Genomic DNA, 26,217 nt, shown 5'->3' on the forward strand with positions numbered 1-26,217 from the left:
GGTCAGTATGGCGATTGGGCGCGTCAGTGCAATGCGGCGCGCGCGATGGCGGCGATGACCACATCGGCATGGGCGTGGTGTGGCATGTGACCGGCGCCGGGGATTACGGTCAGGTAGGCGTTGGGGAGCCGCGTCGCGAGCGGGCTGGAGTGGATGGTCAGCGGCACAATGGTGTCGGCGGTGCCATGGATCAGTTCGACCGGCAGGGTGAGCAATGGGTAGCGCGGTTCCATCGCCACAAGCTCGTCGCGGAGCGCGTTCACCTGTGCGGCATTGGTGGCGAGCGTTTCGCGGCGAAGCGTCAGTTCGGTACCAAGCCAGGCGCCGTAGCCGGGCGGAACCGGATCGGGGGCAAACACTGCCTCGGTGGCGCGGGTCACGTAGGACTGCGGCACGAAGGCGGCGGCAAGGGGGACGAGGACCATCTGTCCGGGTTGGCTGGCAGTTGCGCGATACCAGATGTCAAGCGCGCCGGGCCAAGGCAGGCTGGGCGCGCTGACAAGGACCAGTGCCCTTGGCCCGCCGGACATCGCCCAGGCGAGGGCGACCGCGCCGCCGTAGCTTTGACCAAGGACAACCGGGCTGGTCACGCCCAGTTCTGCGGCGGCGGCCTTCAGGGCGCTGGACTGCGCAGTGAGGCTGGTGTCGGAGATCGGGTCTGAATGGCCAAGGCCGGGGCGGTCGAAGGCGATGACGCGGTAATCCTGCGCCAGACGGTCCATGAGCGCGAAGGTAAAGTCGCGGAGCGAACCGCTGGCGCCGTGGATGAGGACGAGATCAGGGCCGCTGCCGCGCATGACATAATGCACGCGGCGGCCCTCGATGGTCACGAACTGGCCGTCGGGCGGGAAATCGGCGTTGGCCGTGGCTTCGCGCGTGCTGGCGCGCCAGTGCGTCAGCGCGGCCATTACGACAAGGATCAGAAGGGCGCTAGCGGCCAATTTCGGCAGGGTCATATGGCGTTGACTGGTAAATCTCGTTGATCCAGTTGCCATATAGAAGGTGGGCGTGGCTTCTCCACCGGTTCAGGGGCTGCATCGCGGGGTTGTCATCCGGATAGTAGTTCATGGGTACGTTGATCGGGGTGCCGTTGGCGATGTCGCGGTCGTATTCCTGCTTCAGCGTGTCACTGTCGTATTCGAAATGGTTGAAGATGTAGAGCGCGCGGTGGCCGGCATCTTCGACCAGACAGGGGCCGACCTCGTCGGAGCCAAGCAGGGTCTTCAGGCCGGGGGCGGCATCGATCTCGGCTTGGCGCATCTCGGTCCAGCGGGAGACGGGGATCACGAAATCGTCAGAAAACCCGCGGAGGTAGGGCGAAGTGGGGCAGAGGTTGCGATGGCGGAAGCAGCCGAACGCCTTGGCCGGCAGCATGTGTTTCTGCACGCCGTGGAAGTGGTTGATCATCGCCATGCCGCCCCAGCAGACGCCGAAGGTGGATTGGACGTTGGTCTGGGTCCAATCCATCACCTCGCACAGTTCGTCCCAGTAGGTGACCTCGTCAAAGGGCAGGTGTTCGATAGGGGCGCCGGTTATGATGAGGCCGTCGAATTTCTGGTCCTTCACCTCCTGGAACGGGCGGTAAAAGGCCTCCATATGCTCGGCGGCGGTGTTCTTGGTCTGATGTTCGGACATGCGGATCAGGTGCAGGTCGATCTGCAGGGGCGTGGCGCCGATCAGACGGGCGAACTGGTTTTCGGTCTGGATCTTCTTCGGCATCAGGTTGAGAAGCCCGATCTTCAGTGGCCGGATATCCTGCCGCGCCGCCCGTTCGGGCGACATGACCATGACGCCCTCGTTCCGCAGAACGTCATAGGCGGGCAGGGTCTCGGGCAGGGTAATGGGCATGTTCGGGGCTTCCTTTCCAGCGGCAGGTCAGTGGGCGGCGTCGATGGCGGTGGCCAGCATCGCGTCGAACCCGGCAGGGTCTTTGACTGCGGCCACCGCCTCGGCGGTGACTGTCACGCCCCAGCGCGCCATCGCGGCGTAGCGCGGCTGGCGGTGGGCAAGGGCGCGAGCATAGGTCCAGCGGACGAAGGCATCAGGATCACAGTTTTCTTCGGTTACGGAATGGGTTGCGCGGTATTCTTCCCATGCCGAATGCAGAAACGCGGGCTGGTAATACATCGGTTTCGGCGCGCGGTCGAAGCGGCGGACAAGTTCGGCCGTGTGATCGTCGGACCCCTTGATCCAGACGAGGAGCAGGGTGTCGGCCAATTGGCGCATCACCGGGTCGGCGGCATCGTCGGGATCGACCACTTCGCAGATCGAGCCGGAGGTATCGCAGATGAAGTTCTGGTAGCCATAGATTTCATCCGCACGGTCGACGAAGCGGGCGGTATCCAGCATGGCCGCAACTTCGGCCTGACGGTGCTGTTCCTGCCGCTTCATGTATTCGGCAAATGGTACGCCGCCCTTGGCCGGATCGCCCGGCTTGCCAAGGTAAGTGGACAGCGGGGCGAGATTGTTGAAGGTGATGTTCGAGGCGATGTAGACCGAGTCTGTCATCAGCAGTTCACGCAAGAGCGGAACCTTCATCGCCTCGCGTTTGAAATTGTCGGCGATGTATTCGTTCATGTAGCGCGTGCCGATGCGGTAATCGACCGAGTAGTGGAACCAGCCATTGCCGGTCTGGCCCTGATCGCGCAGCATATTGGCAAGGTGCGTCTTGCCAAGTCCCGACATGCCAAAGAGAAGCACGCGCTTGCGCTGCGCTGACAGGTAATCCTTGCCGGTCTGGTAGATCATCGCGTCACCCCTTGGGGCCACCTGTTACCGCCGGGGCCGCGGAAGGACAACGAAAAACCCCACCCGGTATAGGGGTGGGGTCTGAAGGTCGGATCAGAAGTTGTAGCCGACCTTAACGCCGAAGCCGACGCCGGAGTTGTCTGTGAAACTGCCGCCGACGATGTTCGTGGTGGCATCGCCGATGTCGACATAGCGCACACCGCCGGTGATCTTGACGCCATCCACCGCGTAGGTCGCGGCAAGGCCGATGCTTGAGAAGCCGTCGGTCGGGCCGAGGTTGCCGGTGAGTTCGCCGTCAGACGGTTCATACCCAAGGAGGAATGCACCCGACCACGTGTCGTTGAACCGCCGACCGATGCCGAGGTTGTAGGTGATCCGATCTTTGGGATAGGCGACGAGCGGGCCAAAGCCCGCGGAGAGATAGACCGGTGGGGCGATTTCGAACACCGACCAATCGACCCAGCGGATCGACCCGAACAGAAGCGTGTCGGCGGCGATGCCGGTCTGGAACTCAAGGTTGACCGACTGGGGCACTTCGGTGTCGAAGGTCGTCTCAACAAGTCCAAATGGGCTCGCTTCGACCGCCTCGAGGGAATGGGTGATCGCCGAGTTGTACGTCAGCGCCACCCGGGCTGCAATTTCCGGCTTTTCCCAAGCGACACCAACGACGTAGCCGAGCTCGCGGTCGTTATTGGTGGTGAGGGTGTATCCACCCGTCAGGGCAACGTCGCCCTTCACCGTCTCGTACCGCAGGCCTCCGTAGACCGAGACGTTGCCTGCCATCTGGTAGCGCATGAGGGCGGTGAGCGCGGTCGACGTCAGTTCCGCGGTTGACCCGGTGAGTGGGTAGAAGGTGCCGGCCGGATAATCGATGTTGGCGCCGATCGGCTGATCGACGATGAGGGCGAAGTCCATCTTGTCGCCGACGTCCATCTTGTAGCCGAGGCTCCAGGATGTGTAGCTTGGCGCCATGTCGCCTGACGTTGCCAGACCGCCGCCGACGCTGCCGCTGACGTCGGGTGAAAAGTGACCGAAGCTGAGTTCGGCGTAGCGGCCTTCTTCGAACAGGATCGCAACCGATTGGGACGAGCGTTCGACCCCACCGGCATGTGCCCCGCTGGCTGCGGCTGCCAGTGCGGCGGCCGTTGTGAGTAGTCGTTTCATGTTCTCATCCCGAAATTGAGATTTCCCCTGCAAAAGAGGGTAGGCCCAGGCCCAATATCGGTCAATCAATGACGCGGCGTAACGGATTCGTGAGTGCTCCCCTGTGGCGGAGTTGCCCGTGTTGCCGCCCGCAGGTTGATCCAGTTGCCCAGAAAGATCAGAGCGGCGCCGCTGAAAAGGGTGGCCTGCACCGGTTCGGCGTAGAAGGCGGCCCCGATGGCGGCGATCACCGGCAGGCGGACAAAGTCGATTGGCACGACGAAACTGGCCGGCGCAAGCGAGAGCGCCGAGGTCAGGCACAGGTGCGCGGTGACGCCCGCGATGGCGATCAGGATGAGCCAGGGCAGGGTCTGCAGCGTGGGCAGGGTGTAGGCGCCGTCGGCCAGCATGGCCACGGTGCCGAAGCAGGTCTGCATCAGGGTCAGCCAGAACAGGATCGACACAATGGCCTCGCCCCTTGTCAGCGCTTTGGTCATGAGCGTGGTGGCGGCAAAGAAGAAAGCGGCGCCGATGGCGGCCGCGACACCAGGGTCGAGGTGGCCGAAATCTGGCCGCGCAACGATCAGGATGCCAAGGAAGCCGAGGCCGGCGGCGATGAGACGGGGGCGGGTCAGCCGTTCGCCAAGGACGAGGGGAGACAAAAGGATCACCCAGATTGGCGAGGTGAATTCGAGGGCAAAGACTTGCGCCAGCGGGATCATCGTGATCGCCCAGAACCACAGCGACTGGCCGGTGAAGTGGAACACGTTGCGCAACAGGTGGCTGGGCAACCGGTCGGTGCGGACGCGCGAGAGGTGGCCCAAGAACCCGGCGACACTGCAGACAATCACGAAGCCGATGGCCGAGCGGAAGGCGAGGATTTCGAACGTGTCGTGCACATGCTTGATCTCGCGGGTGGCGATGGCCATCGCGGTGAAAGCGGCTATGGCCCCGGACATCCAGAGAGCGGCGGCGAGGGGGCGGAAAACGGCTGGCATGGAAACCTACCCTTGCCGGGCGGGCGGCGAATGTCCACCCGGCTTCAGCGCCCCATCAGCCCTCGCATCAACCCGCGTATCAGCCCTGCGAGGACAAGCCAGAGCAGGCAGAAGGGGGCGGCCAGCACCATGAAGATCGGCGCAAGGTTCGAGTCGCTGGCGTAGCCGACCACGGCCGAGGCGGTGGCCGCCCCCATGATGGCCAGCGGCACGGCCGAAATGCGCACTGGCCAGACCAGCAAGGCAGCGACCTGCGCCACGAGGTAGGCGGGCAGGCACAACATCACGGCCTGGCCAAGCAGCAGCTCCATTGAGGGGTCCTGTCGTTCTTTCGAGCACAGGTTTACAGGCCATTATGGCACCAGCGCGGCACCTGCTGCACGGGGCTATCGGTCGTGGGGTGGTGACGGGCATCTTTCAGTCAGGAATGACCAGAACCTTCACCTCGCCCGGAAGGGCGGGGTTCACTATGGCGGCCGGCGCGTCGGCAAGCCGGATTACGCGGGAAATCAGCGGGGCGACATCCACCCGGCCATCGCACAGAAGCTGAATCGCACGGGACTGGGTGAACGGATTTATGAAGCTGTGCAGCAGGCTGATTTCCCGGAAGAGAAGGTCGAATGGTTCGATGCTGACCTGTTCCCCTTTCGGCAATACACCCAGCACAACGACCCTGCCACCCGCGCGGGTGAGGCGGGGGGCCATTTCGACCGTCTGGACCACACCGGCACATTCGACCACAAGGTCGGCGCCGGGGCCGAGGGTTGCGCGCGCCTCGGCTTCGGTTGCGGCGGTGTGGGTGGCGCCGACCTGACGCGCGAGGTCGCGCTTGCCACGGTCGCGGGTCAGAAGGGTGACCTCGGCGCCGGCGTTGCGGGCAAGCTGCACCGCAAGAAGGCCGATGACGCCGCCACCGATCACCAGCACCCGCTCGCCGGGCCGGGGCGCGCCGAGGTCGATCCCGTGCAGGGTGCAGGCGAGGGGTTCGGCGAAGGCCGCAATACGGGGATCAAGGTCACCGACGGGAAGCGCGCGGTGGGCCGGGATGACGGCGTAATCGGCAAAGCCGCCGTCGCGGTGGATGCCGATGGCGACGTTGCGGGCACAGAGGTTGACGCGGCCGCGCAGGCAGGCCTCGCAAGTGCCGCAGGCGATGTTCGGATCGCAGGCGATCCGGGTGCCGAGGGGAAGGGTAACGCCCTCGCCCAGCGCCACGACCTCGCCAGAGAACTCATGGCCGAGGGTGACGGGCGGGGCGCAGGGAAATTCGCCTTTGAAGAGGTGGCGGTCGGTGCCGCAGATGCCAGCCGCAAGAACGCGCACCAGAACCTCGCCGGGGCCGGGTGTGGGCACGGGAACGTCGACCGTTCGAATATCGCCAGTAGCGAACAGGCGTGTGGCATGCATGGTGTGGTTCCCCCCGGGGCCATACAGGCTGGGCAAGGGCGTTGCGTCAATCCCGCAAATTGGGGGAAGCCAACGTCACGCGGGGAGCACGGACCCCGACTTTCGCCGCCCTGGCCGGGCCGTGAGGCGGCGCTATTCTAGTTCGATCGTTCCGGGCGGTTTCGACGTGCAATCGTAGAACACGCGGTTGATGCCGGGAACTTCCTGAATGATCCGTGTTGCGGTTTCGCCGAGGAAATCGTGGGTGAAGGGGTAGTAGTCTGCGGTCATGCCATCGACGGAAGTGACGGCACGGAGCGCGAGGGCGTAGTCGTAGGTCCGCCCGTCGCCCATCACGCCCACCGTCTTCATCGGCAGGATCGCGGCGAAGGCTTGCCAAATTTCATCGTAAAGCCCGTGCTTCTTGATCTGGTCGATGTAGACGGCATCGGCGCGGCGCAGGATGTCCAGCTTTTCGGTGGTAATCTCGCCGGGGCATCGGATCGCGAGGCCGGGGCCGGGGAAGGGGTGGCGTTTCACGAAGGGCTCGGGCAGGCCAAGCTCGCGGCCCAAGGCGCGGACCTCGTCCTTGAAAAGTTCGCGCAGGGGTTCGACGAGCTTGAGGCCCATCTTTTCCGGCAACCCGCCGACATTGTGGTGCGATTTGATGGTTACCGAAGGGCCACCTGAGAAGCTGACGCTTTCGATCACGTCGGGGTAAAGCGTGCCTTGCGCAAGGAAGGTGGCACCGCCGACGGCGGTGGCGTGCTTCTGGAACACGTCGATGAAAAGCCGTCCGATGGTCTTGCGCTTGACCTCGGGGTCCGAAACGCCTTCCAGAGCGCCGAGGAACAAGGCAGATTCGTCGGAGTGGATCAGGGGAATGTTGTAGGTGTCGCGGAACATGGTGACGACCTGTTCCGCCTCGCCCAAGCGCAGAAGGCCGTGGTCTACGAAGACGCAGGTAAGTTGGTCGCCGATCGCCTCGTGGATCAGGACGGCGGCGACGGAGCTGTCGACGCCGCCGGAGAGGCCGCAGATCACCTTGGCGTCGCCGACCTGCGCGCGGATCTTGGCGATGGCTTCCTCGCGGTAGGCGCCCATCGTCCAGTCGCCCTTGAAGCCTGCGAGACGGACAAAGTTTTCGTAAAGCTGCGCGCCCTTCGGGGTGTGGTGCACCTCGGGGTGGAACTGGACGGCGTAGAAGTGGCGCGAAGGGTCGGCGGTGATCGCGAATGGCGCGTTCGGCGAGGTGCCGTAGACCGAGAAACCGGGAGCGATTTCAGAGACATGGTCGCCGTGGCTCATCCAGACCTGTTCGCGGGCGAGGGGGCCGTCTTCGGGTGGGAACCAACCGGCGAGGATCGGGTGGGTGAGGTCGGTCGGGGTGACGTAGGCGCGGCCGAACTCGGCGGTGCCGTGGCCGCGTTCCACCTTGCCACCAAGGCAGTGCATCATCACCTGCTGGCCGTAGCAGATGCCGAGGATCGGCACGCCTGCCGTGAAGGCCGAGGCGGGCGGCATCGGCGCGCCTTCGGCAAAGACCGACGCGGGGCCGCCCGAGAAGATGATCGCCTTCGGCGCGAAAGCCTTGAGGAAGGCATCGTCGACGCGGTTGTATGGATGGATCTCGCAGTAGACGTTCAACTCGCGCAGGCGGCGCGCGATGAGTTGCGTCACCTGGGAGCCGAAGTCGATGATGAGGAGGCGATCGTGATGTGTCATGGCCTCGCGTAGCGTTTGAAGCAGCGTTTCGCAAGGGGCCGACCGGCGCGAAGCGGGGGTTTCACACCCCCGCGCCCCCGTGGGATATTTAGCGAAGGGGAAACACGGTGTCGTTTATTGCAGGGCATCGTGTCGGTTTTGGAGAGCAAGCGGCGGTTTCAAGTCTGGGAGGCGGCTGGATTGGCGGCATAAGGTTCGCAAAAGCGTTGGAGGCGATGATGAACGAAGTGGCAGGGCGCAGGGCGCGCGGCGGTGGTGGATCGGCGCGGCGGGCGGAGCGGACGGCGGTGTCGTTGGACACCGCGCGGTTCATCACGCGCAACATCCCGAATTTCGAAATCCTGAACGAAGAGGCGCTGCAGATCATCGAGTGGAACGCCGAGACCGTTCTGGAGGAGATCGGCGTCAACTTCGTGGAAAATCCGGGCGCGCTGGACCTTTGGCGCGCGGCGGGGGCGGATGTGAAGGGCGAGCGGGTGCATATCCCGCGCGGTCTGGCGCGGAAGCTGTGTGCGACGGCGCCCTCATCGTTCACCCAGCACGCGCGCAATCCGGAGCGCAAGGTCGAGGTCGGCGGACGCAATCTGGTGCTGGCGCCGGTCTATGGCCCACCCTTCGTGCGCGACGTGGAAGGCGGGCGGCGCTATGCGACGATTGCCGACTTCCAGAACTTCGTGAAGCTGGGCTACATGTCGAAGTGGCTGCACCATTCGGGCGGCACAGTCTGCGAGCCGACTGATGTGCCGGTGAACAAGCGCCATCTGGACATGCTTCTGGCGCATATGGTGCTGTCGGACAAGCCGTACATGGGGTCGGTGACCGAGCCGTCCCGCGCGGAAGATTCGGTGGCGATGTCGAAGATCCTGTTCGGCAATGATTTCGTCGACCAGAACACGGTGATGACCAGCCTGATCAACATCAACTCGCCGCTGACGTTCGACGGCATCATGATGGGCGCGCTTGAGGTTTACGCCAAGGCCAATCAGGCGGCCATCATCAGCCCGTTCATCGTGGGCGGAGCGATGGCGCCGGTGACGGTCGCGGGGACGCTGACGCAAGTGTTGGCCGAGGTGCTGGCGGGGGTGGCCTATTCCCAGCTGGTTCGGCCCGGTGCGCCGGTGATCTTTGGCGCCTTCGTGACGTCGATCGACATGAACTCGGGCGCGCCGACGTTCGGGACGCCGGAGGCCGCGCACATCACGTATGGAGCGGGGCAGTTGGCGCGGCGGTTGAACCTGCCGTACCGGTCGGGCGGCAGTTTCTGCGGATCGAAACTGCCGGATGCGCAGGCAGCTTACGAGACGGCGAACAGCCTGAACATGGCGCTGCTGGCGGGCGTGAACTTCATGCTGCATGCCTGCGGCTGGCTGGAGGGCGGGCTGGTCAGTTCCTACGAGAAGTTCGTGATGGACGCGGACCAGCTTGGCACGCTGCATCATCTGGCCCAAGGCGTGATGATGGACACCAATGGTCAGGCGATGGACGCGCTGCGCGAGGTCGGGCCGGGCGGGCATTTCCTTGGCTGCGAACATACGCAGGCGAACTTCAAGTCGGCGTTCTGGCGCAGCGATCTGTTCGATTACAAGCCCTTCGAAACCTGGGCAGAGGAAGGCGCGCGCGATACGCAAGCGCTGGCGGCGGAGCGGGTGAAAAAACAGTTGGGCGATTACCAGCAACCGGCGCTGGACGAGGGCATTCACGAGGCGCTGGACGCCTATGTCGCCAAGCGCAAGGCCGAGATGCCTGACGCTTTCGTCTGAGGCTTTCGGATAAGGACACGGGAAGAAGGGGCGGGCGACCGCCCCTTTTTCATATGGCGCGTCAGGCGGTGCCAGCGCGACGCAAAAGTTGGGCCTCGGCCAGCAGGGCGATCAGCACGTCGATGTGACGCGCCACCGAATAGCCGATGTCACCGCGCAGCCGGGTCTGTTCGAGCCTCTCCTCCTCGACCAGAAGGTTGGGGACGGTCTGTTCGGGCGAGTGGTCGCACTTCACCAGCCGGCGCAAGTCGCGATCGCGACTGTAGTCGCCCAGACCGCAGCGGGCCGCGCGCATCAACAGCCGTGGGCGCCGCAGGTTGGCGAGGATGGTGCGGAAATCAGACATCAGGACACTCCGTTCTATGACCGACACCCACCATGCGCGCATTCAACCCTGCGTTGCACAAACACCAATTCGAGCGCACGGAGGTTACCAAACTCTTTAGGAATTCCCGCAAATTATTAATAACGATCAGAAAGTTAACGATCAGGTAACCAATTCGACCCAAGGTTGCCCCTGTCCTTGGCTGGACAGTGCGGCAAGCAGGTGAACTGAAGAACGGAAAGAGTGCATTGCCTGACCTTACGCATCCGCGCCTGCCCGACTGGCTTCCGCCGGCTGTGCGGCTTTACCTTGACCATACCGAAGACGGATGCTCGTTCCGGGCCCTGGCAAAACGGGAGGGGCGCCATGCCTCGACCATCATGCGCCAGGTCCGCCGTTACGAGAACCGTCGCGATGATCCGCTTCTGGACGAGGCGTTGACCGCCTTTTCCCGGATGTTCGAAGCAACGAGAGCCAATCCAGCCAGGAAGGACACCCCGCCAATGTCAGCCCCCTTGCGCCACGCGCAGCCCACTGTCGACGACCAGGCCCTTGACCGCGAGGGGCGGCGCATCCTGCGCCGTCTGGCGGAGCCGGGCGCCGTGATGGCGATAGCGCCCGAGATGGAGAAGGCGGTGGTGCTGCGCGAGTTTCCCGATGGCCGCAACATGCGAACCGGCGTACTGGACCGGGCGGTGGCGCAGGCCTTCACGCTGAAGGACTGGATTGCCTGCCGCAAGGCGGGGCGGGTTTCGACCTATGAGATCACCGCGATCGGGCGCGCGGCGCTGAAGCGCATGATCGACGACGAGGATCGGCGCCGGCACGGCATGGCCGAAGCCCCGGCGAGTTTTGCGGACCAGCATCGCACGTGGGGCGAGCGGAGCGTGGTGGAGGACGGGGTGCGGCGGCGGGTGCGCTACAATCTGGCGGAAAGCCCGATCGGGGTGCTGGGTCGGCGGCGCGACAAGGACGGCAAGCCGTTCCTCGAGGCGGAGTTGGTCGAGGCAGGCGAACGGCTGCGCGAGGATTTCGAACTGGCGCAGATGGGGCCAAGGGTGGCGCAGAACTGGGACCGGTTTCTGACAGGGGCGGACCGGGGCGGGATGCAGGCGGACAGTGGCTTGGCGGAAGGGCCGTCGCAGGCGCGCACGCGGGTGGCGGCGGCGTTGCGGGACCTTGGGCCGGGGCTTGGCGATGTGGCGCTGCGCTGCTGCTGTTTTCTGGAAGGGCTTGAGATCGCCGAAAAGCGGCTGGGCTGGGCGGCACGGTCGGGCAAGATCGTGCTGCGCATAGCGTTGCAACGTCTGCGCCGGCACTATGACGAGACCTATGGCCGGTCGGGGCCGCTGATCGGCTGAGGTTCAGGCGGAAAGGCCGCGCAGCATCAGCGCGGCCGACACGACGGCAAGCCACACCGCCGCAAGGCGGCGCAGGAGCGGTAGGGCCCGCGCATCGCCCTTGGCAACAAGTGCGCCCGCGCCGGCCCATCCTGCTGCCACCAGCACGACCGAGGCGACGAAGATCGCGAGGTTCAGCGCTGCAGTCGCGCCGGGCAAAAGGACCAGGCCGAAGATCAGCGCCTTGGGGTTCAGAAGGGTGGTGATGCAGACGAGGCGTGGCGTCACCACCGCCGCGCTCAGCGTGGTCTGCGACGGGCGGATCAGACGAACCGCCAGCACCGCGACCCAGATGCCGGCCAGAACGGTGATCAGCGGTTCGACCGACGGATAGCGCCCCAGAAGCGCGGTGCCGATCAGCATCAGCGGGATCACCCCGGTCAGATAGCCAGCAAGTTCGGCCGGAATCAGCCTGAGGCTGGGCCACCAGCCACGTTCGGTTCCGGCAAGGAAGAGCAGCGTGTTGGTCGGCCCCGGCGTGACCAGAAGCACAAGAACGGCAAGGGCGGTTTCGGCAGGCGACATCGGCTGGTTCCCCGGATTTGTCGGTCTGTCTACAGCGGTCGCCGGAGGGACCACCCTGATCTGCGTCAAGCGGGATGCAGCACTGTGCATCCCGCTTGACCCTGTTGCCTCAGTCGGCGCGGGTCAGGCCGGCGCGGTGGACAGCGCCTGCCAGAACGCCACCCAGCAAGGGTGCCGCGATGAACACCCACAGATGCGAAAGCGAGTTGCCGCCGACAAAGACGGCCGGTCCGATCGAGCGCGCCGGGTTTACCGAAACGCCGGTCACGTTGATGCCGACTAGGTGGATCGCGCAGAGGGTCAGGCCGATGGCAAGACCGGCAAAGCCGGGGGTCGAACCCTTTCCGGTGGCGCCAAGGATCACGGTGACGAAGATGAAGGTCATCACCACCTCGAACACCAGTGCCGAGGTCAGCGAATACTCGCCCAGATAGCCAGCACCGTAACCGTTTGCGCCAAGGCCATTGGTTTCCAGCGAATAGCCCGCAGTGCCCGATGCGATCAGGTAAAGCACCCCGGCTCCGAGGATGGCGCCGATCACCTGCGCCACGGCGTAGCCTGCGAATTCACCGAAAGTCATGCGCCCTGCGGCGACCATGCCAAGCGACACCGCCGGGTTGAGATGTGCGCCCGAGATCGCGCCGATACCGTAGGCCGCCGCGACGATGGCGAGGCCGAAGGCGAGGCTGATCCCGAGCATCCCCACCTGGGGGCCCATCAAGACCGCCGTTCCGCACCCGAACAGGACGAGGATCGCGGTTCCCAATCCCTCGGCCAATAGTTTCTTCTGCATGTTCTGTTCCCTCATATGCCTGATCGGCATGTTTTTCCCTTGGCGCGGAAAGGCAGCGGTCTTCCGCCGGTTGCCTTCGCCGCCCGGGGAACTTACATAGGAAGAAGCGTCGGCGTTAAGGGGAATTTTGCTGTGCGAGATTTGAAGTTGCCCGAAGGTCGCCACCCTGAGAAGGCCCATCGGGCCGATAATGCCCAGCCGAAAAAGCCGGATTGGATCCGCGTTCGCGCCCCGACATCGGAAGGATACAAGCGTACCCGCGACATCCTGCGCGAGAAAAAGCTGGTCACGGTGTGTGAAGAGGCCGGCTGTCCCAACGTGGGAGAGTGCTGGAGCCAAGGCCACGCCACCATGATGATCATGGGCGAGATCTGCACGCGTGGTTGCACGTTTTGCAACGTCGCGACCGGAAAACCACAGACTCTGGATGCGTTTGAGCCGGGTCGCGTGGCCCATGCGGTGGCCGAGCTTGGGCTAAACCACGTGGTTGTCACCAGCGTTGACCGCGATGATTTGGCCGACGGCGGGGCGGACCATTTCGCCCAGACGATCCGCGCCATCCGGCATCGGCGCCCGGAAACCACGATCGAGGTGCTGATCCCCGATTTCCTGAAATGCGGACCTGAAGCGCTGGAGGCTGTGGTGGCCGCGCGCCCGGACGTGCTGAACCACAACCTTGAAACCGTGCCGGGGCTTTACCCGGAGGTGCGCCCCGGCGCGCGGTATTTCCACAGCCTGCGGCTGTTACAGCGGGTCAAGGAACTGGACCCGACGATGTTCACCAAGTCGGGCATCATGGTGGGCTTAGGCGAGGACCGGCAGTCGGTGTTACAGGTGATGGACGACATGCGTGCGGCGGACGTCGATTTCCTGACCATCGGTCAGTATCTGCAACCCACGCCAAAGCATCACCGGGTAGCCCGCTTCGTGACCCCGGATGAGTTCAAGGGCTATGAGACGGCCGCCTATGGAAAAGGCTTCCTGATGGTTTCGGCCACGCCATTGACTCGGTCCAGCTATCACGCTGGCGACGATTTTGCGCAACTGCGGGCCGCTCGGCTGGAACGGCTGGGTCGGGTCTGACAAGAGTTTGCCCCGCCTGATGGGTCAGGCGGGGCGTTAGGCTTATTCTTCGGGCTGGCGATATGCCTTGTGGCAGGCGCTGCACGCGGCGCCGACCTGACCCATCCCGGCTTTCAGGCCTTCAACATCGGTCGCGGACGCAACTTTAAGGGCTGCGGCCGCCGTGTTCAGGTCGGTGATCTTTGCCAGAAAATCGTCTTGCGTGGCCCAGATCGCGGGCAGCGCGAAGCTGTCGGTCGCTGCCTGATATTCGGACCCGGCAGGGAACTGGTCCATGCTGAGGACAGAGGCGATGGCGGCGACGTTGCTGGCCGCCCGGCCGGCGATGGCGGCGTCATAGGCAGCTTCGCCCTTGGCCATGCTGCCAAGTTTGCCCATGTCCGTCGCCATTTGCAGCATCAGGCCGTGGCGCATTTCGACGGCATCGGCAAAGGGGTCTTCCGCTTGCGCAACCGCGCTGAATGCAAGTGCCGATAGCGTGGCAGCCAGAAGAATGGTCTTTCTCATCAACGGTCTCCTTCGGAGAGTTCCGGGTTTCAGTCCGGCCACTCCACCAGAAGGCGATGAAGGCGGCCATAGTATTCGCATAGTATTTGGGGCGCCTATGCCAAAGGTTTATTACAATTCCGGCGTCATTCCGCCGCTGGCACCGACTTCAGATACTCGGCCACCGCCTGCCTGTCACCTTCGGGCAGGCGGGCCATGTTCTCCACCACATGCGCCATGTGGCCGCCGACAGAATCGTATTCCGGGGTGAAGCCGGTCGTCAGATACTGCACGATGTCTGCCGCCGACCATGTCAGTTTGGCCGGGGTGATGTTGGGGATTTTGCCGTTGCCCGACGGGTTGGGGGCACCGGCCAGCCATCGCGTCTTGTCAAGCCCTCCAAGGGCATTGCGCGGGGTGTGGCATTCGCCGCAATGGGCCAGCGCCTCGGCGATATAGCGGCCACGGTCGGCGGTCGGCGTAAGGTTGCCCGGCAGCGCCCAGTCGTTGTTGACGAACATCAGCTTCCATAACCCGATAACGGCGCGCTGCGAATACGGAAAGCCGAGCTCATGCGGTTGGCTGGGGGTCGGGTCGGCGGGAAGGGTCTTCATGAAGGTATAAAGATCGACGACATCCTGCATCTGCATCTTGGCATAGGAGGCGTAAGGCAGAGCGGGATACAGATGTTCGCCTTCCGGACTGACGCCGCGGGTGACGGCGTTCGCAAGATCGAGCGCCGACCATTTGCCGATGCCGTGTTCAGGGTCCTGGCTGATGTTCGGCGCGATGAAGGTGCCGAAATCGGACGGAAAGCGCTGGCCGCCGCTGAGCACCAGTTCGGCGTCGCCTTCGGCCTTTTCGGCCATGTGGCAACTGGCGCAGCCTGCGGCCCAGAACACCGCCTCGCCGCGCGTGGCATCGCCGGTTAGGCCGTCAACCGCACTGGCGGCCAAGGGGGCAGGTCGGGCCAGAACCCACAGGCCACCGGCCGCGATCACGCCCAACGCAATGAGCCAACGCAAGATCCGCATCAAGAAGCCTCCGGGCGCCACATTTGCGCGACCCTAACCGGTGCACCGGTGGTGTCCAGTCACGGTTTCGAGGTCATGCGATTGACCGCCAGCCATTCCGGCCATCCGAAGGCCCATTCGTAGCCGGCGACAAGAAGGCAAAGCGCGACCACGACAAACACCAGTTTCACCCGGTCTTCCGACGGCGGGTTCTGCGCCCAGCGTTTGGCGCGCACCAGCCACGGGATAATGTTCATTCGGCCGCCTCGTCCTTGACCGCGTCCACGAAGCGGACCTTGCCGATGTAGGGCAGGTTGCGGTTGCGCTGCGCAAAGTCGATGCCATAGCCGACCACGAATTCATCGGGGATCTCGAAACCCGTCCAGGTGGCCTTGATCGGCACCTCGCGGCGCGACGGTTTGTCGAGAAGCGCGCAAACCTCCAGCCGCTTTGGTTCGCGCGAAAGCAGGAGGTGCTTGACGTGGTGCAGCGTGAAGCCGGTATCGACGATATCTTCCACCACCAGCACGTCGCGGCCCGCGATTTCGCCGCGCAGGTCTTTCAGGATGCGCACCTCGCGGCTGGAATGCATCGCGTCGCCGTAGCTGGATGCTTCAAGGAAATCGACCTCCACGGGCAGGTCGATTTCGCGCACGAGGTCGGCGATGAACACGAACGATCCGCGCAGCAGGCCCACGACGATCAGCTTGTCGGTGCCGGCGTAATGCGTGGTGATTTCGCGCGCCAGCGTTTCAACCCGCGCGGCGATCGACTTGGCGCTGATCATCTGGTCGATCACATAGGGCCGGTCGGGCATCTGGCTTTCCCCTGCTTGGTTCCACAGTCCTAACGACATTCCGCCCGCGTTTCGAGAGGGCGCGTTCGATTTACCCCGATGGGGCGGAAAAGGGTGACATCTCGGCGCAGGGTGCTTGACCCCTGCAGCGTGACGGGTGACATGGGGGAAAACCCCTGTGCCGTGCCGATGCCCACCCATCACGAAACCAAACGCCTGCCTTATTCCGCCCAGCAGATGTACGATCTGGTGGCCGATGTCGGCAGCTATCCGAAATTCCTGCCGTGGAATTCGGCCGCGCGCATCAGGTCGCGCACGCCGATCGAGGGCGGCGAGGTGATGGAGGCGGATCTGGTGATCAGCTTCAAGGTGTTCCGCGAACGCTTTGGCAGCCGTGTCACCCTGCGGCCGGGTCTGCGAACCATTGACACCGAATATGTGGAAGGCCCGTTCCGGCACATGAAATCGACTTGGGCCTTCCGCGAGATCGAGGGCGGCTGCGAGGTGGATTTCTTCGTCGACTTCGAGTTTCGCAATGCGATCCTGCAAGGGATAATCGGCGTGGTGTTCAACGATGCGATGCAGCGGGTCGTGCGCGCCTTCGAACGCCGTGCGGCCGAGCTTTACGGGACGCGCTCGGTTTGAAGCGCTGAGCGGGCCTGACGGGGCGAAGCAGACAGCTGTGCTGTTGAGACGGTCAACGGTGGCACGCAAGTTTGGCCCGGCGTCCGTAAGACGCCGAGATCGGACGGCACGACCGAGGGGATCAGCGCTCTTGGATCAGCGTCCCGGCAATGGCAACGGGTTGACCCCTGCGGCGATGCTTGCGTGGATGTAGGCTCGTCGCGCCGCCTCGGCAGCCGCCTCGGCCGTTGTCGGAGGCGGCAGGGCAAGATGATGCTCGCTGGCGGTCGGACCTTCGGGCTGGCGCAGTGCAAGTCGGTGCTGCGGCTGCGACGTTGGCTCCGACACGGCGAGCCCCGGTCCGCGATGGTCGGCGGCAGGTTGCGGCTGTGGCAAAGCTGCCGGTGTCAGAAGAAGCGACCGCTGCGGTATTACTGACGTCATGATTTGCGTCCTCTTGTCGACGACGCCCCCTCGCTGCGTTCTAGACGACAAAGCCGCATGACGCAGCAATCGAACAGTTACAATTCAATCGTTCGGCGCCAGCAACTTGCGAAACAGCGTGTCGAGGTAATCCTGCGCTTCGGCAAAGGGATCGTGCCCGGCCCCGAGAACCGCGCGGACTTGCACCTCGAAATCGGCGTAGTGCTGGGTCAGCGCCCAAATCGAGAATATGAGATGAACTGGACTTACCCGCGCGATGCGGCCTTCGTCCATCCAGCGGGTAAGGATAACCGCCTTTTCGTCGACGAGCGCCTTCAGATCGCCTTCGATCGCGGGGCGCATCCGGGGCGCGCCTTGCAGGATCTCCCCAGCGAAAAGCCGGCTTTCGCGGGGAAAATCGCGGGCAAGATCGAGCTTGCGGCGGACGTAGCCGAGGATTTCAGCGACCGGATCGCCAGCGGGGTTCATCTTGCGCAACGGATCGAGCCAGGTATCCAGAAGCCCGGTCAAAAGCGCCTGATGAACCGCCTCTTTCGAGGGGAAGTAGTAAAGCAGGTTCGGCTTTGACAGCCTCGCCACCTCGGCGATCTGGTCGAGCGTCGCGCCGCGAAAGCCGTGTACCGAAAACACCTCCAGCGCCGCGTCGAGGATGGTGTCGCGGTTCTTTTGCTGGATGCGGGTTCGGGGGCGGGCGGTTGGGGACATCGGGCTTGACGCACCTTTTGCGAAGGGAGAAGGCTTGGCGCCAGGGACCTCATGGATAGCTTGGCCGCCGTCCAAAGGTCAAATCATTCGCCACTTGAAGGACCGTGACCCATGGCGCTCGATCGCAAACCCACCCCGAACGACCTTAACGCCTTCTGGATGCCGTTTACCGCAAACCGGCAGTTCAAGAAGAACCCGCGCATGTTCGTGGCAGCGAGGGACATGCATTACACCACCAGTGACGGGCGGCAGGTGCTGGACGGGACGGCGGGCCTGTGGTGCTGCAACGCGGGCCATTGCCGGCCGAAGATCGTCGAGGCGATCCAGAAGCAGGCTGCGGAGCTGGACTATGCGCCTGCGTTCCAGATGGGGCACCCGGTGGCGTTTGAATTGGCGAATCGGATCATCGAGATCGCGCCGAAGGGGATCGAACATGTGTTCTACACCAACTCCGGTTCGGAAAGCGTAGAGACGGCGCTGAAGCTGGCGATCGCCTATCACCGGGCGCGGGGCGAAGGTACGCGGACTCGGCTGATCGGGCGTGAGCGGGGCTATCACGGCGTCAACTTCGGCGGGATTTCGGTCGGCGGCATCGTCAACAACCGCAAGTTCTTTGGCACGCTGCTGGCAGGCGTGGATCACCTGCCGCACACCCATCTGCCCGCCCAGAATGCCTTTACCAAGGGCCAGCCGGAGCATGGTGCGCATCTGGCCGACGACCTGGAGCGGATCGTCGCGCTGCACGGCGCCGAGACGATTGCGGCCGTGATCGTGGAGCCGATGGCAGGGTCGACGGGTGTCTTGATGCCGCCGAAGGGGTATCTGGAAAAGCTGCGTGCAATTACCAAGAAGCACGGCATCCTCTTGATCTTTGACGAGGTCATCACCGGGTTCGGGCGGCTAGGGTCGGCGTTTGCCGCCCAGCATTTCGACGTGCTGCCGGACATGATGACGACGGCGAAGGGTCTGACCAACGGGGTGATCCCGATGGGCGCCGTCCTGACCACGGCCGAGGTGCATGACGCTTTCATGCAAGGGCCGGAGCATATGATCGAGCTGTTCCACGGCTATACCTATTCCGGCAACCCGATCGCGGCGGCCTGCGGGATCGCCACGCTTGAGGTCTACAAGGAGGAAGGTCTTTTCGAGCGGACGCGTGAACTGGAAGGGTATTGGCAGGACGCGATCCACTCGCTTCGCGGTCTTCCCCATGTGATCGACATCCGCAATATGGGCCTGATCGGCGCGGTGGAGTTGGAGGGGATCCCGGGTGAGCCGACGAAGCGGGCGTTCAGCGCGTTCCTGAAGGCCTATGAAAAGGGTATCCTGATCCGCACCACAGGGGACATCATCGCGATGTCGCCCCCGCTGATCATTTCGAAAGCGCAGATCGACGAATTGATCGGCACCTTGGGTGATGTTCTGAAGTCGCTAGACTGAGGTTACTCGACCAGTTGCATCATGCCCCACGGCAAGACAGTGAGCATACCGACAATGATCAGAAGCGAACGCTTGAGGCCGGTGAACATGTTGAACTCCCTTGTTGTGTTGACGCCTGAGATAGGAACTGTCCGCTTGGTTCAAAGGGTGCCAAATTGACGCGCCCCACTTGCACGGCGACGGTGATGGTCGACGACACCCTTGTGCGCGTGACCCGGTTCGACTTTGCGCCGGGGGCCGAGACGGGCTGGCACCGGCACGGGCATGACTATGTGATCGTCGCGGTGACGGATTGCCATATGCTGCTGGAGGAACCGGGCGGCGCCGAACGGCGGGTCACGGTCCCGGCGGGCACGGCCTATCGCCGGGCGGAAGGGGTGGAGCACAACGTCGTCAATGACGGCGCGGGTGTGATGAGCTTTGTCGAGGTGGAGATGAAGTGACGCAGTCTGCCTGATGCCGTTTGCTCAGGCTTTGCAGCCGAACGCGGTGAGTGCGCCTCAGCCGCCCAGCATTGCCATGATGCCGCGCACTACAAGCCGGTGATCTTCGACCTGCGGTAGGCCTGAGACGGTCGCGACGGCGACAACGCCTGCGCCTTTCACCCGGATTGGGACAGCGCCGCCGTGGTCGGCGTGGTCTGCCAATGACAGCCCGTGCTTTTCGAGGCTTTCGCCCTTGGCCCGGTGGCGGGTGCCGACCAAGAGCGAGGGCTCGTTAAATCTGAGGGCGGTGTTTGACTTTCGCAACGCCCAAAGGTCGTTCAGCGGCGCAGAACCGGGGAGGCTGGCGTGAAAGAGGGTACGGTTCGGCGTGCGGATGTCGATGACCACGGGCAGCTTTTCCGCGCGCGCCAGTTCGACCAGCATGAGCCCGAGCCGAAGCGCGGTGTCTTCGGTGAACCGGGAGAACACAAGGCGGGCGGCCTCGGCCTCTAGGGTGGCGATGTCCATGGCGTGTCCTGATGCAAGGCCCCGAAGAGATAGCAGAAGCGCCGCGCGGCTCAAACGGAAACGGGGTCAACGGACTGCAAAGACGGGAAAATATCGTGAGGTGGGGTGAGCGGGACGTGAGGCGCACAACCAAGGGTTGCACACTTCGGTCGACGAGCTAAGCGGCGGGCTGCGGGACGATCAGGAAATTCATGTTGGTCGGGTAGCGGGCGTAATTGTCCTTCACCGCATAGCCCGCTCCGTCGCACCATGCGGCGAACGCGTCGAGGTTGCCGCGGTCCACCTCGACGAAGATGCGCGGACGGTGCCGGGCGATCGTGTCCGACAGGCCGGCAAGGACCGCCATTTCCATGCCTTCGACATCGATCTTCAGGAAACTCGGCGCCTCATCGCGCAGAAGGCCGTCAGCCCGACGCAGGGGAAAGCCGTCTTCGTTTTGCGACCGGACGACCTGACCGGCCCCAAGATTGCGGTGCGGGGCGCTGATCGAGAAATGCTCGGCGTTGCGGTCCGATAGGCCGATGCCGAGGTGGGTCAGATCGCAGCGATCAAGGCCCCCGTTCAGGCCAATATTGGCGGTCAGGATGGCAATGGCCACCGGATTGGGTTCGAAGACGATGACCTTGGCGGGGTTGAGGAAGGTCAGGGCGTAGAGCACGTGGTTGCCGATGTTCGCGCCGATGTCGCAGAACACCGCCCCCGGGGGGCACCATTGGCGGATGATCTCAAGCTCTTCGCGTTCGTAGAACTCGCCCATGGCATGGTGCCGCTGGATGGCGTCGCGCGGCTGGTTCACGAAAAACAGGACCGGTTTGCCGTGGATCACCGTGCGCACGACCTGGCCGGGTGGTGAAATCGTCAGGTCTGGACGGACCGCCGGTTCGATGACACGCATTGGCAGGCAGACCCGTCACGCTGCGGTGGCGGTGCCACCATGTTTCGCGGCACGTTAGGCGCAAGCGCGCGCTGCGGTCAACGGCCGAGCGTCAGATTGCCCCGATCCCCCGCAGGATCATCGCCTTGAGGTTGGCCTTTGCCTCGGTCCATTGCCGGTCGCTGAGCGGTTGGCCGTGGTTCAGGGTTTCGATCTGGTGGCCGAAATCGGCGTAGTGCTGGGTCGAAGCCCACAGCATGTAAAGCAGGTGGCGGGGGTCGATTGGGGCCATCCGGCCCTCGTCGATCCACTGCTGGATCACCGCTATGCGGCCGTTTGTCCAGTCGCGCAGCGTGGTCTCAAGGTAATCCTGGATCACCGGTGCGCCGTGCATCACCTCGGACGCCCAGACCTTCGATCCGTGCGGATGGCGGCGCGAGATGTCCATCTTGGCGTCGATATAAGCGCCGATGCCGGTGGCGGGGTCGGGCGCGTTGTCGAAACTTGCGGCGGCGTCCAGCCAGATTTCGAAGATCTGGCTTACAACACGGCGGTAGAGGTCTTCCTTGGTGGCGAAGTAGTAATGCAAGTTGGCTTTCGGCAGGCCCGCCATATCGGCGATAAGCTGCATCGTGGCACCGCCGAAGCCCGCCTCGGCAAACACCTTTTCGGCGGCGTCGAGGATCAGACGTTCATTCTCGCGCCGGATATCCGTGCGACGGCCCGGCTTGATGCGTGAAATCTGGGCGTCTGGTGCCATCCGCTTTCGTCACATTTTCGTTGACCGGTTGGTCAGGTTGTGGTGCGCTTCACGTTGACCATACGGTCAGGAAACGAGTCGCGGCAAGGGGCAGGATGGCCTCGCCTGACAGGGAGCGTCTGATGCCAGCCACCGCCAACAGTTTGGGGGACAACCTCAGGATCAATTCGCAGCGGCTGTGGGACAGCCTTGGGGAAATGGCGCTGATCGGGCCGGGAATCGCGGGCGGCTGCAACCGGCAGACCCTGACCGATGCCGACAGCAAGGGGCGGCATCTGTTCCAGCGCTGGTGCGAGGCCGCCGGAATGACGATGGGCGTGGACACGATGGGCAACATGTTCGCCACGCGTCCCGGCACGGATGCGGCCGCGTTGCCGGTGTACATGGGCAGCCATCTGGACACGCAGCCGACGGGCGGGCGGTATGACGGGGTGCTGGGGGTGCTGGGTGCGCTGGAAGTGGTGCGGACGCTGAACGATCTGGGGGTGAAGACCAAGCATCCGATCGTGGTCACGAACTGGACCAACGAGGAAGGCGCGCGGTTTGCGCCAGCGATGCTGTCGTCGGGGGTGTTCGCGGGGATCCATACCGAGGAGTATGCGAAAAGCCGCCGCGACCCGGAAGGCAAGGCCTTCGGGGATGAATTGGAGCGGATCGGCTGGGTGGGCGAAGAAAAGGTCGGTGCGCGCAAGATGCACGCGATGCTGGAGTTGCACATCGAGCAGGGGCCGATTTTGGAGGCCGAGGGCAAGGAGATCGGCGTCGTGACCCACGGGCAGGGGTTATGGTGGCTGGAGATCACGCTGACGGGCAAGGACGCGCACACCGGATCGACGCCGATGCACCTGCGGGTGAATGCGGGGCTTGGCATGGCGCGGATCACCGAGCGGGTTCACCAGATCGCGATGGCGCATCAGCCGAATGCGGTGGGGGCGGTCGGGCAGGTGTTCGTCCACCCGAACTCGCGCAACGTGATTCCCGGCAAGGTGGTTTTCACGGTGGATATCCGCAGCCCCGAGCAGGCCAAGCTGGACGCGATGAAGGCAGAAGTCATCCGCGCCGCCCATGCGGTGGCGAAAGAGTTGGGCTTGGGCTGCGCGATCGAGGAGGTCGGGCATTTCGATCCGGTGACGTTTGATCCGGGGCTGGTAAAGATCGTGCGGGCTTCGGCGGAGAAGCTTGGCTATTCACACATGGATATCGTGTCAGGCGCGGGACATGACGCCTGCTGGATCAATCGCGTGGCACCGACGGTGATGGTGATGTGCCCGTGTGTGGGTGGGCTTTCCCACAACGAGGCGGAGGAGATCAGCCCGGAATGGGCCGCAGCGGGGACGGACGTGCTGCTGCATGCGGTGCTTGAGGTGGCGGAGGTGGTAAATGATGACGGAAAGTCTTCCGTAAGATGGGAGGAATTCTTGGGCAGCGTTGATCATCAAAAGTGGTTGGATTCCTAGATGGAAGGGTCGCTAGATTGAAGGTCTACTCTACGATTTGGATCACAGAGCGTGCACAGGAGCGCGGCTACAAAGACGGTCGACCCTCAAGGTTTCGAGCATTTCCACCCAAAGATAATCTGATCGATAATGAGCAGGCTTTCGAGACAGAAGAAGAGCTGGCAAAATTCTTAATCTTAAACCCGGCTTGGAAAGCATACTTCCGAAAGGGCGGCTCTAACGGCCAGCATCTGGCTGTCGTGAAGTGACACGGTGATTGGCATGTTCAAAAAGCAAAGGATAACAGCATCATGACCACCATCATCAAGAACGGCACCGTCGTCACCGCTGACCTCACCTACACGGCTGATGTGCGGGTGGAGAACGGGGTGATCACCGAGATCGGGCAGGGCCTCAAGGGCGGCACCGAACTCGACGCGACCGGCTGCTACATCATGCCCGGCGGGATCGACCCGCATACGCATCTGGAGATGCCGTTCATGGGCACCTACTCCGCCGATGATTTCGAGAGCGGGACGCGGGCGGCCCTGTCGGGCGGGACGACGATGGTGGTCGATTTCGTGCTGCCGGGGCAGGGGCAGGGGCTGATGGATGCTGCCCAAATGTGGCACAACAAGTCGGGGCGGGCGAACTGCGATTATTCCTACCACATGGCGGTGACGTGGTGGGGGCAGAAGGTCTGGGACGACATGGAAGGCAGCGTGAAGGCGGGCATGACCTCGTTCAAGCACTTCATGGCCTACAAGGGCGCCTTAATGGTGAACGACGACGAGATGTTCCAGTCGTTCCGCCGGGTGGGCGATCTGGGTGGGCTGGCGATGGTGCATGCCGAGAACGGTGACGTGGTGGCGGAACTAACTGCGAAGCTTCTGGCCGAGGGTAACACCGGGCCGGAAGCGCATGCCTATTCGCGCCCGCCGCAGGTGGAGGGCGAGGCGACCAACCGCGCGATCATGATCGCCGACATGGCGGGGGTGCCTTTGTATGTCGTGCATACGTCCTGCGAGGAGAGCCATGAGGCGATCCGGCGCGCGCGGATGCAGGGCAAGCGGGTCTGGGGCGAGCCGTTGATCCAGCACCTGACCTTGGACGAGAGCGAGTATTTCCACCCCGATTGGGACCATGCCGCGCGGCGCGTGATGTCGCCGCCGTTCCGGTCGAAGGCGCATCAGGACAGCCTGTGGGCGGGGTTGCAATCGGGCTCGTTGAGCGTGGTCGCGACGGATCACTGTGCCTTCACGACCGAGCAGAAGCGGTTTGGTGTGGGCAACTTTGCCAAGATCCCGAATGGGACGGGTGGGCTGGAAGACCGGATGCCGATGCTCTGGACCCACGGGGTGCGGACGGGGCGGTTGACGATGAACGAGTTTGTTGCTGTTACGTCAACAAACATCGCCAAAATCCTGAATTGTTACCCGAAGAAGGGCGCGGTTCTGGTTGGGGCGGATGCTGATCTGGTGGTGTGGGACCCGGAGAAATCGAAGACGATCACGGCTTCAAAGCAGCAATCGTCGATTGATTACAACGTGTTCGAAGGCAAGGAAGTGACCGGCCTGCCGCGCTTTACGCTGACGCGGGGGCATGTGGCGATCCATGACGGCGAGGTTCGTACGCAGGAAGGCCACGGGAAGTTTGTCGCACGCGAACCGCGACCCGCGGTGAACCGGGCGCTGAGCCAGTGGAAGGAATTGACCGCGCCCCGCCCGGTGGAGCGGACCGGGGTTCCGGCAACGGGGGTATGACGAGCGTTCAGGGTTCGCCCTGTTCGGCCTCTTCGTCCTCGCTTTCGGCGGTGGCGAGGGTGATGATGGGGATGTCGAAATAGACCTCGTCAAGGTCTTCGGGCGTGGGGGCATAGGCGAGGGTCGTCTGCATGGCGGTCCTCCGGTTCGGTGGGGTGGACGTGGGAAGGTGCGGGCGGCCGTTCAAGGCTGCCCGAGGCGGGCAACGGTTTTGTGAAGGGACGGCCTTGTGAAGGATACGACCAACCTCGGGGGCGATCAGGCGGTGATCGAGGCGAAGGGGCTGAATCTGGTGTTCCAGACCGCAGACGGGCCGGTGCATGCGTTGAAGGACGTGAACCTGACGGTAAACCGGGGGGAGTTCGTCAGTTTCATCGGGCCGTCGGGCTGTGGCAAGACCACGTTCCTGCGCGCGATTGCGGCGCTGGAAACGCCGACCGGCGGCACGCTGACGGTGAACGGTATGACCCCCGACGCAGCGCGGCAGGCGCGCGCTTACGGCTACGTGTTCCAGGCGGCGGGGCTTTATCCGTGGCGGACGATTGCGGGCAATATCAAGCTGCCGCTGGAGATCATGGGGTTTTCGAAGGCCGAACAGGACAGCCGGGTGGCGCGGGTGCTGGAGCTGGTGGAGCTAGCGGGATTCGGGAAGAAATACCCTTGGCAACTGTCGGGCGGGATGCAGCAGCGGGCGTCGATTGCACGCGCGCTGGCATTCGATGCGGATATCCTGTTGATGGATGAACCCTTCGGGGCGCTGGACGAGATCGTGCGCGACCGGTTGAACGAGGAAGTGCTGAAGCTGTGGGCGCGGACCGGGAAGACCATCGGGTTCGTGACCCATTCGATCCCCGAGGCGGTCTATCTTTCGACCAAGATCGTGGTGATGAGCCCACGGCCGGGGCGGATCACTGATGTGATCGACTCGCCTTTGCCGAAGGAGCGGCCCTTGGACATTCGCGACAGCCGGGAGTTCATCGAGATCGCGCACCGGGTGCGCGAAGGCTTGCGCGCGGGGCATTCGGATGAGTGAGGTA

30 protein-coding genes are annotated in these 26,217 nt (G+C 63.7%); 9 read left to right on the top strand and 21 right to left on the bottom strand.

What is annotated here, in order from left to right:
- Positions 1–23: 23 nt before the first annotated feature.
- The 8 genes from ACROUL_RS11195 to guaA all read right to left on the bottom strand — a co-directional run bounded on the left by ACROUL_RS11195 (position 24) and on the right by guaA (position 8,000).
- Positions 24–956 carry an alpha/beta fold hydrolase gene (locus ACROUL_RS11195; protein ID WP_431299555.1) on the bottom strand — a complete coding sequence of 311 codons (933 nt, stop codon included), beginning with the start codon at positions 954–956 and terminating at the stop codon, positions 24–26.
- Entirely contained in the window at positions 931–1,848 is a 918-nt protein-coding gene (metA, locus tag ACROUL_RS11200; RefSeq protein WP_431299556.1) for a homoserine O-acetyltransferase MetA, read from the bottom strand. The genes ACROUL_RS11195 and metA overlap by 26 nt, the downstream gene beginning before the upstream one ends.
- A 27-nt stretch (positions 1,849–1,875) precedes the next feature.
- Complete coding sequence (locus ACROUL_RS11205; RefSeq protein WP_431299557.1) at positions 1,876–2,748, bottom strand: ATPase; 873 nt, start codon at positions 2,746–2,748, stop codon at positions 1,876–1,878.
- 93 nt (positions 2,749–2,841) lie between these two features.
- A complete protein-coding gene (locus ACROUL_RS11210) occupies positions 2,842–3,912 on the bottom strand; it encodes a hypothetical protein (RefSeq protein WP_431299558.1) in 1,071 nt (356 codons plus the stop codon).
- Between the two features lie 65 nt (positions 3,913–3,977).
- Positions 3,978–4,889 carry a DMT family transporter gene (locus ACROUL_RS11215; RefSeq protein WP_431299559.1) on the bottom strand — a complete coding sequence of 304 codons (912 nt, stop codon included), beginning with the start codon at positions 4,887–4,889 and terminating at the stop codon, positions 3,978–3,980.
- 44 nt (positions 4,890–4,933) lie between these two features.
- Positions 4,934–5,200: a hypothetical protein gene (locus ACROUL_RS11220; protein ID WP_431299560.1), complete on the bottom strand. Its 267-nt coding sequence runs from the start codon at positions 5,198–5,200 to the stop codon at positions 4,934–4,936.
- 106 nt (positions 5,201–5,306) lie between these two features.
- Complete coding sequence (locus tag ACROUL_RS11225; protein ID WP_431299561.1) at positions 5,307–6,296, bottom strand: zinc-dependent alcohol dehydrogenase family protein; 990 nt, start codon at positions 6,294–6,296, stop codon at positions 5,307–5,309.
- 132 nt (positions 6,297–6,428) lie between these two features.
- Positions 6,429–8,000, bottom strand: a complete 1,572-nt coding sequence (gene guaA, locus ACROUL_RS11230) for a glutamine-hydrolyzing GMP synthase (RefSeq protein WP_431299562.1) — start codon at positions 7,998–8,000, stop codon at positions 6,429–6,431.
- Positions 8,001–8,218: 218 nt separating this feature from the next.
- Between guaA and ACROUL_RS11235 the strand changes: the two genes are divergently transcribed.
- Positions 8,219–9,760: a trimethylamine methyltransferase family protein gene (locus tag ACROUL_RS11235; RefSeq protein WP_431299563.1), complete on the top strand. Its 1,542-nt coding sequence runs from the start codon at positions 8,219–8,221 to the stop codon at positions 9,758–9,760.
- Positions 9,761–9,821: 61 nt separating this feature from the next.
- Here the strand turns inward: ACROUL_RS11235 and ACROUL_RS11240 are convergent, their stop codons facing one another.
- Entirely contained in the window at positions 9,822–10,106 is a 285-nt protein-coding gene (locus tag ACROUL_RS11240; protein WP_431299564.1) for a DUF6477 family protein, read from the bottom strand.
- A 227-nt stretch (positions 10,107–10,333) separates the two neighbouring features.
- On the opposite strand from ACROUL_RS11240, the gene ACROUL_RS11245 reads away from it, so the two are divergent.
- Positions 10,334–11,446, top strand: a complete 1,113-nt coding sequence (locus ACROUL_RS11245; RefSeq protein WP_431299565.1) for a DUF6456 domain-containing protein — start codon at positions 10,334–10,336, stop codon at positions 11,444–11,446.
- A 3-nt stretch (positions 11,447–11,449) separates the two neighbouring features.
- Here the strand turns inward: ACROUL_RS11245 and ACROUL_RS11250 are convergent, their stop codons facing one another.
- Together ACROUL_RS11250 and ACROUL_RS11255 are read right to left on the bottom strand one after the other, a co-directional pair.
- Positions 11,450–12,010 carry a hypothetical protein gene (locus ACROUL_RS11250; protein ID WP_431299566.1) on the bottom strand — a complete coding sequence of 187 codons (561 nt, stop codon included), beginning with the start codon at positions 12,008–12,010 and terminating at the stop codon, positions 11,450–11,452.
- A gap of 109 nt (positions 12,011–12,119) precedes the next feature.
- Complete coding sequence (locus tag ACROUL_RS11255) at positions 12,120–12,803, bottom strand: aquaporin (RefSeq protein ID WP_431299567.1); 684 nt, start codon at positions 12,801–12,803, stop codon at positions 12,120–12,122.
- A 132-nt stretch (positions 12,804–12,935) separates the two neighbouring features.
- On the opposite strand from ACROUL_RS11255, the gene lipA reads away from it, so the two are divergent.
- The gene (gene lipA / locus ACROUL_RS11260; RefSeq protein ID WP_431299568.1) at positions 12,936–13,886 is read left to right on the top strand and encodes a lipoyl synthase; all 951 of its coding nucleotides are present in this window, start codon (positions 12,936–12,938) and stop codon (positions 13,884–13,886) included.
- Between the two features lie 42 nt (positions 13,887–13,928).
- Here lipA and ACROUL_RS11265 read toward each other — a convergent pair whose 3' ends face one another.
- The 4 genes from ACROUL_RS11265 to hpt form a co-directional block, all read right to left on the bottom strand.
- Complete coding sequence (locus tag ACROUL_RS11265; protein WP_431299569.1) at positions 13,929–14,393, bottom strand: c-type cytochrome; 465 nt, start codon at positions 14,391–14,393, stop codon at positions 13,929–13,931.
- 125 nt (positions 14,394–14,518) lie between these two features.
- The gene (locus ACROUL_RS11270; RefSeq protein ID WP_431299570.1) at positions 14,519–15,406 is read right to left on the bottom strand and encodes a c-type cytochrome; all 888 of its coding nucleotides are present in this window, start codon (positions 15,404–15,406) and stop codon (positions 14,519–14,521) included.
- A gap of 59 nt (positions 15,407–15,465) precedes the next feature.
- On the bottom strand, positions 15,466–15,642 hold the full coding sequence (locus tag ACROUL_RS11275) for a hypothetical protein (RefSeq protein WP_431299571.1): 177 nt from the start codon (positions 15,640–15,642) through the stop codon (positions 15,466–15,468).
- Positions 15,639–16,202 (bottom strand): hypoxanthine phosphoribosyltransferase, encoded by a 564-nt coding sequence (gene hpt, locus ACROUL_RS11280; RefSeq protein WP_431299572.1) that lies wholly within the window; start codon positions 16,200–16,202, stop codon positions 15,639–15,641. The genes ACROUL_RS11275 and hpt overlap by 4 nt, the downstream gene beginning before the upstream one ends.
- A gap of 168 nt (positions 16,203–16,370) precedes the next feature.
- Between hpt and ACROUL_RS11285 the strand changes: the two genes are divergently transcribed.
- Positions 16,371–16,826, top strand: a complete 456-nt coding sequence (locus ACROUL_RS11285) for a type II toxin-antitoxin system RatA family toxin (RefSeq protein WP_431301294.1) — start codon at positions 16,371–16,373, stop codon at positions 16,824–16,826.
- A gap of 135 nt (positions 16,827–16,961) precedes the next feature.
- Here the strand turns inward: ACROUL_RS11285 and ACROUL_RS11290 are convergent, their stop codons facing one another.
- Complete coding sequence (locus ACROUL_RS11290; protein ID WP_431299573.1) at positions 16,962–17,249, bottom strand: hypothetical protein; 288 nt, start codon at positions 17,247–17,249, stop codon at positions 16,962–16,964.
- A gap of 84 nt (positions 17,250–17,333) precedes the next feature.
- Positions 17,334–17,954 carry a TetR family transcriptional regulator C-terminal domain-containing protein gene (locus ACROUL_RS11295; protein WP_431299574.1) on the bottom strand — a complete coding sequence of 207 codons (621 nt, stop codon included), beginning with the start codon at positions 17,952–17,954 and terminating at the stop codon, positions 17,334–17,336.
- A gap of 111 nt (positions 17,955–18,065) precedes the next feature.
- Here ACROUL_RS11295 and ACROUL_RS11300 point away from each other — a divergent pair, with 111 nt between their 5' ends.
- The gene (locus ACROUL_RS11300) at positions 18,066–19,394 is read left to right on the top strand and encodes an aspartate aminotransferase family protein (RefSeq protein ID WP_431299575.1); all 1,329 of its coding nucleotides are present in this window, start codon (positions 18,066–18,068) and stop codon (positions 19,392–19,394) included.
- 185 nt (positions 19,395–19,579) lie between these two features.
- Entirely contained in the window at positions 19,580–19,837 is a 258-nt protein-coding gene (locus ACROUL_RS11305; RefSeq protein ID WP_431301295.1) for a cupin domain-containing protein, read from the top strand.
- A gap of 57 nt (positions 19,838–19,894) precedes the next feature.
- Here ACROUL_RS11305 and ACROUL_RS11310 read toward each other — a convergent pair whose 3' ends face one another.
- The 3 genes from ACROUL_RS11310 to ACROUL_RS11320 all read right to left on the bottom strand — a co-directional run bounded on the left by ACROUL_RS11310 (position 19,895) and on the right by ACROUL_RS11320 (position 21,981).
- Entirely contained in the window at positions 19,895–20,347 is a 453-nt protein-coding gene (locus ACROUL_RS11310) for a heme-degrading domain-containing protein (protein ID WP_431299576.1), read from the bottom strand.
- A gap of 157 nt (positions 20,348–20,504) precedes the next feature.
- Positions 20,505–21,242 carry an FkbM family methyltransferase gene (locus tag ACROUL_RS11315; RefSeq protein ID WP_431299577.1) on the bottom strand — a complete coding sequence of 246 codons (738 nt, stop codon included), beginning with the start codon at positions 21,240–21,242 and terminating at the stop codon, positions 20,505–20,507.
- A gap of 91 nt (positions 21,243–21,333) precedes the next feature.
- On the bottom strand, positions 21,334–21,981 hold the full coding sequence (locus ACROUL_RS11320) for a TetR/AcrR family transcriptional regulator (protein WP_431299578.1): 648 nt from the start codon (positions 21,979–21,981) through the stop codon (positions 21,334–21,336).
- A 122-nt stretch (positions 21,982–22,103) separates the two neighbouring features.
- Between ACROUL_RS11320 and ACROUL_RS11325 the strand changes: the two genes are divergently transcribed.
- Positions 22,104–23,438, top strand: coding sequence for a Zn-dependent hydrolase (locus tag ACROUL_RS11325; RefSeq protein ID WP_431299579.1), 1,335 nt, complete (start codon positions 22,104–22,106; stop codon positions 23,436–23,438).
- Positions 23,439–23,728: 290 nt separating this feature from the next.
- On the top strand, positions 23,729–25,180 hold the full coding sequence (gene hydA / locus ACROUL_RS11330; protein WP_431299580.1) for a dihydropyrimidinase: 1,452 nt from the start codon (positions 23,729–23,731) through the stop codon (positions 25,178–25,180).
- 7 nt (positions 25,181–25,187) lie between these two features.
- Here the strand turns inward: hydA and ACROUL_RS11335 are convergent, their stop codons facing one another.
- Positions 25,188–25,313, bottom strand: coding sequence for a hypothetical protein (locus ACROUL_RS11335; protein ID WP_431299581.1), 126 nt, complete (start codon positions 25,311–25,313; stop codon positions 25,188–25,190).
- Positions 25,314–25,409: 96 nt separating this feature from the next.
- Between ACROUL_RS11335 and ACROUL_RS11340 the strand changes: the two genes are divergently transcribed.
- Entirely contained in the window at positions 25,410–26,213 is an 804-nt protein-coding gene (locus ACROUL_RS11340) for an ABC transporter ATP-binding protein (RefSeq protein WP_431299582.1), read from the top strand.
- The last annotated feature ends 4 nt before the right edge of the window (positions 26,214–26,217 follow it).

Origin of the sequence: Tabrizicola sp. BL-A-41-H6 (genome assembly GCF_050632395.1) — a bacterium.
Taxonomy (GTDB): Bacteria; Pseudomonadota; Alphaproteobacteria; order Rhodobacterales; family Rhodobacteraceae; genus JAUYQR01.

What these genes read in the sequence shown, in the direction of transcription:
- ACROUL_RS11195 (WP_431299555.1), bottom strand. Translation starts at nt 956, where the DNA reads ATGACCCTGCCGAAATTGGCCGCTAGCGCCCTTCTGATCCTTGTCGTA.
- metA (WP_431299556.1), bottom strand. Translation starts at nt 1,848, where the DNA reads ATGCCCATTACCCTGCCCGAGACCCTGCCCGCCTATGACGTTCTGCGG.
- ACROUL_RS11205 (WP_431299557.1), bottom strand. Translation starts at nt 2,748, where the DNA reads ATGATCTACCAGACCGGCAAGGATTACCTGTCAGCGCAGCGCAAGCGC.
- ACROUL_RS11210 (WP_431299558.1), bottom strand. Translation starts at nt 3,912, where the DNA reads ATGAAACGACTACTCACAACGGCCGCCGCACTGGCAGCCGCAGCCAGC.
- ACROUL_RS11215 (WP_431299559.1), bottom strand. Translation starts at nt 4,889, where the DNA reads ATGCCAGCCGTTTTCCGCCCCCTCGCCGCCGCTCTCTGGATGTCCGGG.
- ACROUL_RS11220 (WP_431299560.1), bottom strand. Translation starts at nt 5,200, where the DNA reads ATGGAGCTGCTGCTTGGCCAGGCCGTGATGTTGTGCCTGCCCGCCTAC.
- ACROUL_RS11225 (WP_431299561.1), bottom strand. Translation starts at nt 6,296, where the DNA reads ATGCATGCCACACGCCTGTTCGCTACTGGCGATATTCGAACGGTCGAC.
- guaA (WP_431299562.1), bottom strand. Translation starts at nt 8,000, where the DNA reads ATGACACATCACGATCGCCTCCTCATCATCGACTTCGGCTCCCAGGTG.
- ACROUL_RS11235 (WP_431299563.1), top strand. Translation starts at nt 8,219, where the DNA reads ATGAACGAAGTGGCAGGGCGCAGGGCGCGCGGCGGTGGTGGATCGGCG.
- ACROUL_RS11240 (WP_431299564.1), bottom strand. Translation starts at nt 10,106, where the DNA reads ATGTCTGATTTCCGCACCATCCTCGCCAACCTGCGGCGCCCACGGCTG.
- ACROUL_RS11250 (WP_431299566.1), bottom strand. Translation starts at nt 12,010, where the DNA reads ATGTCGCCTGCCGAAACCGCCCTTGCCGTTCTTGTGCTTCTGGTCACG.
- ACROUL_RS11255 (WP_431299567.1), bottom strand. Translation starts at nt 12,803, where the DNA reads ATGCAGAAGAAACTATTGGCCGAGGGATTGGGAACCGCGATCCTCGTC.
- ACROUL_RS11265 (WP_431299569.1), bottom strand. Translation starts at nt 14,393, where the DNA reads ATGAGAAAGACCATTCTTCTGGCTGCCACGCTATCGGCACTTGCATTC.
- ACROUL_RS11270 (WP_431299570.1), bottom strand. Translation starts at nt 15,406, where the DNA reads ATGCGGATCTTGCGTTGGCTCATTGCGTTGGGCGTGATCGCGGCCGGT.
- ACROUL_RS11275 (WP_431299571.1), bottom strand. Translation starts at nt 15,642, where the DNA reads ATGAACATTATCCCGTGGCTGGTGCGCGCCAAACGCTGGGCGCAGAAC.
- hpt (WP_431299572.1), bottom strand. Translation starts at nt 16,202, where the DNA reads ATGCCCGACCGGCCCTATGTGATCGACCAGATGATCAGCGCCAAGTCG.
- ACROUL_RS11285 (WP_431301294.1), top strand. Translation starts at nt 16,371, where the DNA reads ATGCCCACCCATCACGAAACCAAACGCCTGCCTTATTCCGCCCAGCAG.
- ACROUL_RS11290 (WP_431299573.1), bottom strand. Translation starts at nt 17,249, where the DNA reads ATGACGTCAGTAATACCGCAGCGGTCGCTTCTTCTGACACCGGCAGCT.
- ACROUL_RS11295 (WP_431299574.1), bottom strand. Translation starts at nt 17,954, where the DNA reads ATGTCCCCAACCGCCCGCCCCCGAACCCGCATCCAGCAAAAGAACCGC.
- ACROUL_RS11300 (WP_431299575.1), top strand. Translation starts at nt 18,066, where the DNA reads ATGGCGCTCGATCGCAAACCCACCCCGAACGACCTTAACGCCTTCTGG.
- ACROUL_RS11305 (WP_431301295.1), top strand. Translation starts at nt 19,580, where the DNA reads ATGGTCGACGACACCCTTGTGCGCGTGACCCGGTTCGACTTTGCGCCG.
- ACROUL_RS11310 (WP_431299576.1), bottom strand. Translation starts at nt 20,347, where the DNA reads ATGGACATCGCCACCCTAGAGGCCGAGGCCGCCCGCCTTGTGTTCTCC.
- ACROUL_RS11315 (WP_431299577.1), bottom strand. Translation starts at nt 21,242, where the DNA reads ATGCGTGTCATCGAACCGGCGGTCCGTCCAGACCTGACGATTTCACCA.
- ACROUL_RS11320 (WP_431299578.1), bottom strand. Translation starts at nt 21,981, where the DNA reads ATGGCACCAGACGCCCAGATTTCACGCATCAAGCCGGGCCGTCGCACG.
- ACROUL_RS11325 (WP_431299579.1), top strand. Translation starts at nt 22,104, where the DNA reads ATGCCAGCCACCGCCAACAGTTTGGGGGACAACCTCAGGATCAATTCG.
- hydA (WP_431299580.1), top strand. Translation starts at nt 23,729, where the DNA reads ATGACCACCATCATCAAGAACGGCACCGTCGTCACCGCTGACCTCACC.
- ACROUL_RS11335 (WP_431299581.1), bottom strand. Translation starts at nt 25,313, where the DNA reads ATGCAGACGACCCTCGCCTATGCCCCCACGCCCGAAGACCTTGACGAG.